At 71.5% G+C, this 5,806-nt stretch carries 5 protein-coding genes; all 5 read right to left on the bottom strand.

What is annotated here, in order from left to right; translation table 11 throughout:
* Positions 1 to 36: 36 nt before the first annotated feature.
* Entirely contained in the window at positions 37 to 651 is a 615-nt protein-coding gene (locus B9S61_RS12250; protein WP_103542278.1) for a hypothetical protein, read from the bottom strand.
* 165 nt (positions 652 to 816) lie between these two features.
* The gene (ahcY, locus tag B9S61_RS12245; protein ID WP_103542277.1) at positions 817 to 2,274 is read right to left on the bottom strand and encodes an adenosylhomocysteinase; all 1,458 of its coding nucleotides are present in this window, start codon (positions 2,272 to 2,274) and stop codon (positions 817 to 819) included.
* 315 nt (positions 2,275 to 2,589) lie between these two features.
* Positions 2,590 to 3,570, bottom strand: a complete 981-nt coding sequence (locus tag B9S61_RS12235; protein ID WP_103542276.1) for a cation diffusion facilitator family transporter — start codon at positions 3,568 to 3,570, stop codon at positions 2,590 to 2,592.
* Positions 3,571 to 3,715: 145 nt separating this feature from the next.
* Positions 3,716 to 4,867 carry a mannose-6-phosphate isomerase, class I gene (manA, locus tag B9S61_RS12230; protein WP_103542275.1) on the bottom strand — a complete coding sequence of 384 codons (1,152 nt, stop codon included), beginning with the start codon at positions 4,865 to 4,867 and terminating at the stop codon, positions 3,716 to 3,718.
* 61 nt (positions 4,868 to 4,928) lie between these two features.
* Positions 4,929 to 5,806: SIS domain-containing protein (locus tag B9S61_RS12225; RefSeq protein WP_103542274.1), on the bottom strand; the 878-nt coding region annotated here is incomplete at its 5' end.

The following is a 5,806-nucleotide window of genomic DNA, read 5'->3' as shown; positions in this document are numbered from 1 at the left end:
TTCGCCCCGCCGGCGTAGACGGCTTCGGACGTGCCGTCAGGGGAAGACCGACGGCGGTGATCCGAGGTCCTCGAGCTCGATGCCGGGAGCGTCGAGGACCACGTCGCCGGCGAGGTGCACGGCGTGCTGTTCCCCCGTGTCCAGGGCTGTGACCTGGTATGCGTCCACGGTCAGGGGGCCGTTGTCAGTGGCGTGTGTTTCTCTCTTGACCAGCGCCCAGGACTGGTCCAGGGTGCGCGGGGCCAGGACCGGGTCCGTGAGGGCGACCAGGCGTACGCGGGTGGCCGCCGAGGAGGGGGTGAGGCGCAGCAGACGGGCGGTGGCGACGAGGAACGCGGGGGAGGCGCCGGTGAAGGCGTGGGCGCGCACATTGCCTTCGGTGGCGTGGGCTCCGGTGGGGTCGGTGCGGACCCAGGTGACGCCGTCGAGGGCGGCGCCGCGGACCTGCCAGCCGGCGGCGTGGAGTTCGAGCCGGATGGGGCGGCCGAGTTCGTCGAGGGCGAGGTCGACCGAGCCCAGGTGATCGCCGGAGGCGGCGGTGAGCTGGGAGACGTAGCGCCAGCCGGAAGGGCCGGGCGCGCAGTGGAAGTGCTCGTCCGCGAGGGGGGTGTGGTCGTGCGGATCGTGGAGCGAATAGCGGCCGCGGGGCATGGAGGTCCTGGGTCGTGACGGGCTGGGTCGTGACGGGCTGGGCCGGTCTCCGGTCCGTCCATGGGGCAGGCCCCCGACACGGGGGTGCGGGGGCCTGCCTCGGTGGACCTGCTGCCGGGGAGCGCGTCCGTGCGCGGACGAGCTCCCCGTGGTGGGAGCCTCGGCTCAGTAGCGGTAGTGGTCCGACTTGTACGGGCCCTCGACCTGCACACCGATGTACTCGGCCTGCTCGGGGCGGAGGGTGGTCAGCTTCACGCCGAGCGCGTCGAGGTGGAGGCGGGCGACCTTCTCGTCGAGGTGCTTGGGCAGCACGTAGACCCCGGTCGGGTACTCGTCGGGCTTGGTGAACAGTTCGATCTGGGCCAGGGTCTGGTCCGCGAAGGAGTTGGACATCACGAACGACGGGTGACCGGTGGCGTTGCCCAGGTTCAGCAGGCGGCCCTCGGAGAGGAGGATGAGCACCTTCCCGTCGGGGAAGGTCCAGGTGTGGACCTGCGGCTTGACCTCGTCCTTGACGATGCCGGGGATCTGGGCGAGGCCGGCCATGTCGATCTCGTTGTCGAAGTGGCCGATGTTGCCGACGATGGCCTGGTGCTTCATCTTGGCCATGTCGGCGGCCATGATGATGTCCTTGTTGCCGGTCGTGGTGACGAAGATGTCCGCCTTGTCGACGACCTCGTCCAGCGTCGTGACCTGGTAACCGTCCATCGCCGCCTGCAGGGCGCAGATCGGGTCGATCTCGGTGATGATCACGCGGGCGCCCTGGCCGCGGAGGGACTCCGCGCAGCCCTTGCCGACGTCGCCGTAGCCGCAGACGACGGCGGTCTTGCCGCCGATGAGGGTGTCGGTGGCGCGGTTGATGCCGTCGATCAGGGAGTGACGGCAGCCGTACTTGTTGTCGAACTTCGACTTGGTGACGGCGTCGTTCACGTTGATCGCCGGGAACAGCAGGGTGCCGTCGCGGTGCATCTCGTACAGACGGTGGACGCCGGTGGTGGTCTCCTCGGTCACGCCGCGGATCTCGGACGCCAGCTGGGTCCACTTCTGCGGCGACTCGGCCACCGTGCGGGTGAGGAGTTCGAGGATGACGCGGTGTTCGTCGGACTCGGCGGTGTCGGGCGAGGGGACCTTGCCGTCCTTCTCGTACTCGACGCCCTTGTGGACCAGGAGGGTGGCGTCACCGCCGTCGTCCAGGATCATGTTCGGGCCGCCGGTGGGGGTGTCCGGCCAGGACAGCGCCTGCTCCGTGCACCACCAGTACTCCTCCAGCGTCTCGCCCTTCCAGGCGAAGACCGGGACACCCTGCGGGTCCTCGGGCGTGCCGTTCGGGCCGACGGCGATGGCGGCCGCGGCGTGGTCCTGGGTGGAGAAGATGTTGCAGGACGCCCAGCGGACCTGGGCGCCGAGGGCGGTCAGGGTCTCGATGAGGACGGCGGTCTGCACCGTCATGTGCAGGGAGCCGGTGACCCGGGCGCCGGCCAGGGGCTGGGTCTCGGCGTACTCCTTGCGGATCGCCATCAGGCCGGGCATCTCGTGCTCGGCGAGGGTGATCTCCTTGCGGCCGAAGGCGGCCAGGGAGAGGTCGGCGACCTTGAAGTCCTGTCGGTTGTCGACAGTCGTCATTGCGAGCTGCTCCTCGGGGTGTGGGTCGAGGTGGGTACGGCTGGTCTGCGCGGCGGCGGACACAGGGGTGCCCCGAAGAGGACACAGGCATGCCCGCGTGCGCGCAGCGCAGTCCGTCGGAGGCCCTCTCTCCCTCGGCCGGTCCCCGGGGGGGGGACCGCCCGACCGCCATCAGCAGCGACGTCTGGCTCCGTCCCAAGCTACACCGCCCGGCCGGGCGGCCCCCAGTCCGGACGCGTACACATCAGGCCTATTTGGGCGCCGGCCGGCCCCGTCGTACGGGGCCGGCCGGCGCGGTGCGCGGGGTCGGTACGTTCAGTGACCGGTCTCCGGCTGGGCGGGGCCGCCGGGGGTGGCGTGGGGGTCGGGACCCTTGGCGGCTTCGGTCTCGCTGTAGATGTCGGGCTCGAGGTAGATCACACGGGCGATCGGGACGGCCTCGCGGATGCGGGACTCGGCGGCGTCGATGGCGGAGGCCACCTCGGTGGCGGTGTCGTCGTGGCGGACGGCGATCTTCGCGGCGACCAGCAGCTCCTCCGGGCCGATGTGGAGGGTGCGCATGTGGATGATGCGGGTGACGGTGCGGCCGTCGACGGCGGCGGCCTCGATCTTCCTGGTCTCCTCGCTGCCCGCGGCCTCACCGAGCAGCAGCGACTTGGTCTCGACGGCGAGGACCAGGGCGATCAGGATGAGCAGGACGCCGATGCAGAGGGTGCCGATGCCGTCCCAGACGCTGTCGCCGGTGGCCAGGGCCATGCCGACACCACCGAGGGCCAGGATGAGACCGATGAGCGCGCCGAGGTCCTCCAGGAGGACGACCGGCAGCTCCGGCGCCTTGGAGTGGCGGACGAACTCCTTCCAGGAGCGGCCGCCGCGCACGACGTTGGACTCCTTGATGGCGGTGCGGAAGGAGAAGCACTCCGCGATGATCGCGAAGACGAGGACGCCGACCGGCCAGTACCAGTGCGTCAGCTCGTGCGGGTGCTTGATCTTCTCGTAGCCCTCGTAGAGGGCGAACATGCCGCCGACCGAGAACAGCACGATGGAGACGAGGAAGGCGTAGATGTAGCGCTCGCGGCCGTAACCGAAGGGGTGCTGCGGGGTGGCCTGGCGCTGTGCCCTCTTGCCGCCGACGAGCAGCAGGCCCTGGTTGCCGGAGTCGGCGAGCGAGTGCACGGACTCGGCGAGCATCGACGACGAGCCGCTGAAGACAAACGCCACGAACTTCGCTACCGCGATAGCGAGGTTGGCGGTGAGTGCCGCCACAATCGCCTTGGTGCCGCCTGACGCGCTCATGTGTTCGCGTTGTCCCTTCGTACGCCGTGTGGTGGCCCGGGACGGCGCGTTCGTACGCCGCCCGGGACTTGGCCCGTCCTTTGACGGTGGGACATTGTTGCAGCCCGGTCCGGCGTCGGCGCGGCGGATCGTCGGCCGGGGCTGTTCAGGCGACGACCGTGGCCCGGAACAGCGTTCCCGTACCCGTCACTTCGGCCTTCTCACCTGCGGGGACGAACACGGAGGCGCCCGGGGACAGTTCGTGCTCGCCCGCCCGGACGAAACCCGCGGTGCAGAGCAGGATCTGCGGGGTGGTGAGGGTGAGGTCGTGGGCGGTGCCGGCCTCGGGGAGGACGTAGCGGGAGAGGCGGAACTCGTCGATGGGGGTCTCGTAGACCTCCTCGCCGTCGGGTCCGGCCTCCGGGCGCAGGACGCCGGGGTCGCGGGCCTCGAAGCGGACGATGCGCAGGAGTTCGGGGACGTCGACGTGTTTGGGGGTCAGGCCGCAGCGCAGGACGTTGTCCGAGTTGGCCATGATCTCGACGGCGAGACCGTCGAGGTAGGCGTGCGGGACTCCGGCGCCGAGGAAGAGTGCCTCACCGGGCTGCAGCCGGACGTGGTTGAGGAGCATCGCGGCGACGGCTCCGCGGTCGCCCGGGTAGTGGTGGGCGATCCCTGCGTACGGGGCGTAGTCGCCGCCGAGACGGTCGCAGGCGGCGGCGGTCTCGGCGACCGTACGGGCCATCTCCTCGGGGTCGGCGGTGAGGATCGCGGTGAGGACCTCGCGCAGGGCCGCCTCTTCGGGGTGGGCGTGCAGCAGGTCGACGTACGGCTTGAGCGAGTCCACGCCGAGGCCCTCGAGGAGTCCGGCGGCGCGCAGCGGCTCGCGGAATCCGCACAGGCCGTCGAACTCGGTGAGGGCGCAGACCAGTTCGGGCTTGTGGTTGGCGTCCCGGTAGTTGCGGTGCGGGGCGGTCACGGGGACGCCGCGGCGCTCCTCGTCCGCGTAGCCGTCCTTCGCCTGGTCCAGGTCGGGGTGGACCTGGAGGGAGAGCGGGGATCCGGCGGCGAGGAGTTTGAGGAGGAAGGGCAGCCGGGGGCCGAACCTGGCGACCGACTCCGGGCCGAGTTCCTTCTCCGGTGCGGCGTCGATGACCTGGGCGAGGGTGCCACGGCCGGTGCGCGAGGGTGCGCCGGCATGGGCGCCCATCCACATCTCCGCCTGCGGCTCGCCGGTGGGTTCGGTGCCGAGCAGCCGCGGGATGGCGGTGGGGGAACCCCAGGCGTAGGGGCGGATGGTGTTGTCGAGGCGGTCCATGGGGTTCTCCGCGTTCCTTCTGCCGGTCTTCGTGCGTGACGTCAGGGGGTCCCGGTCATGATCAGGCCTTGGAGGCGAGCGCCAGGTAAACGGCGGCGAAATCCGTGACGGCGATCAGTTCCGCGAGGGTCTCCAGTTCGCCGCCCGCCTCCGGTTCCAGCTCGCTGATCGGCGTGTCGTGGCTGAGGGCCAGTTCGCGGGCGGCGGGAGCCGCGGTGAGGCCGCCGAGGGGGCGGTCGCGGAGCAGCACCACACGGGCGTGCAGGGCGGGCGCCTCCTCCACGCGGTCCCGGAAGAAGTCGTCCGGGTCCGCGCCGGCGGCGAGCCGCCCGGCGAGCAGGGCTTCGTGCGCGGCGAGAGCCTCGGGCAGTTCGGCGACGACGGCCGGCTTGCCGGACAGTTCGGCGAGCGCGGCGGTGAACCGGCGGCCGGCCGGGCCGGCCGAGACGCCCTCGGTCCAGACGACGGGCAGTGCGTCGGCGAGTTCCGCGGCCAGCGTCTTGGCCGGGTTACTGTACGTCACGATGGCCGGGCCGCAGCGTTCGGCGATGCCGTCGAGACGGTCGGCGACCATCTGCAGCGCCTCGGGCGGGGCGGTGACCAGACCGGTGCGGTCCAGGAGCGCGAGCAGCGGGGTCAGCAGCGCCCACAGCACGCCGGAGGAGGCGGCCGCGACGGGTTCGTCCTGGTCGTAGGGCGCCGTGGCCATGGAGATGAACATGCCGTGCGAGCCGCCGACCGCGTCGGCGAGCGGGGTGCGGGCCGGGGCCACGGCGACGACGGTGCAGCCGCGGCGGTAGGCCTGCTCGGAGAGCAGGGCCAGGCCGGGTTCGGTGCCGTCCGGGGTGGCGATGAGGAGCAGGTCGACGGAGCCGGCCCAGCCGGGCAGTTCCCAGCGCAGGGCGCCTGCGGCGGGGGCGACGCCGGTGGGGGCGAGCC

This window comes from Streptomyces sp. SM1 (assembly GCF_002910825.1).
Taxonomy (GTDB): Bacteria; Actinomycetota; Actinomycetes; order Streptomycetales; family Streptomycetaceae; genus Streptomyces; species Streptomyces okerensis.
Note: the sequence above shows the minus strand (reverse complement) of the source record. Positions and strands in the feature narration are given on the sequence as shown.

Excerpts from the sequence above, each read along its gene's own strand:
- ahcY (WP_103542277.1), bottom strand. The coding sequence starts at position 2,274 with ATGACGACTGTCGACAACCGACAGGACTTCAAGGTCGCCGACCTCTCC.
- manA (WP_103542275.1), bottom strand. The coding sequence starts at position 4,867 with ATGGACCGCCTCGACAACACCATCCGCCCCTACGCCTGGGGTTCCCCC.
- B9S61_RS12250 (WP_103542278.1), bottom strand. The coding sequence starts at position 651 with ATGCCCCGCGGCCGCTATTCGCTCCACGATCCGCACGACCACACCCCC.
- B9S61_RS12235 (WP_103542276.1), bottom strand. The coding sequence starts at position 3,570 with ATGAGCGCGTCAGGCGGCACCAAGGCGATTGTGGCGGCACTCACCGCC.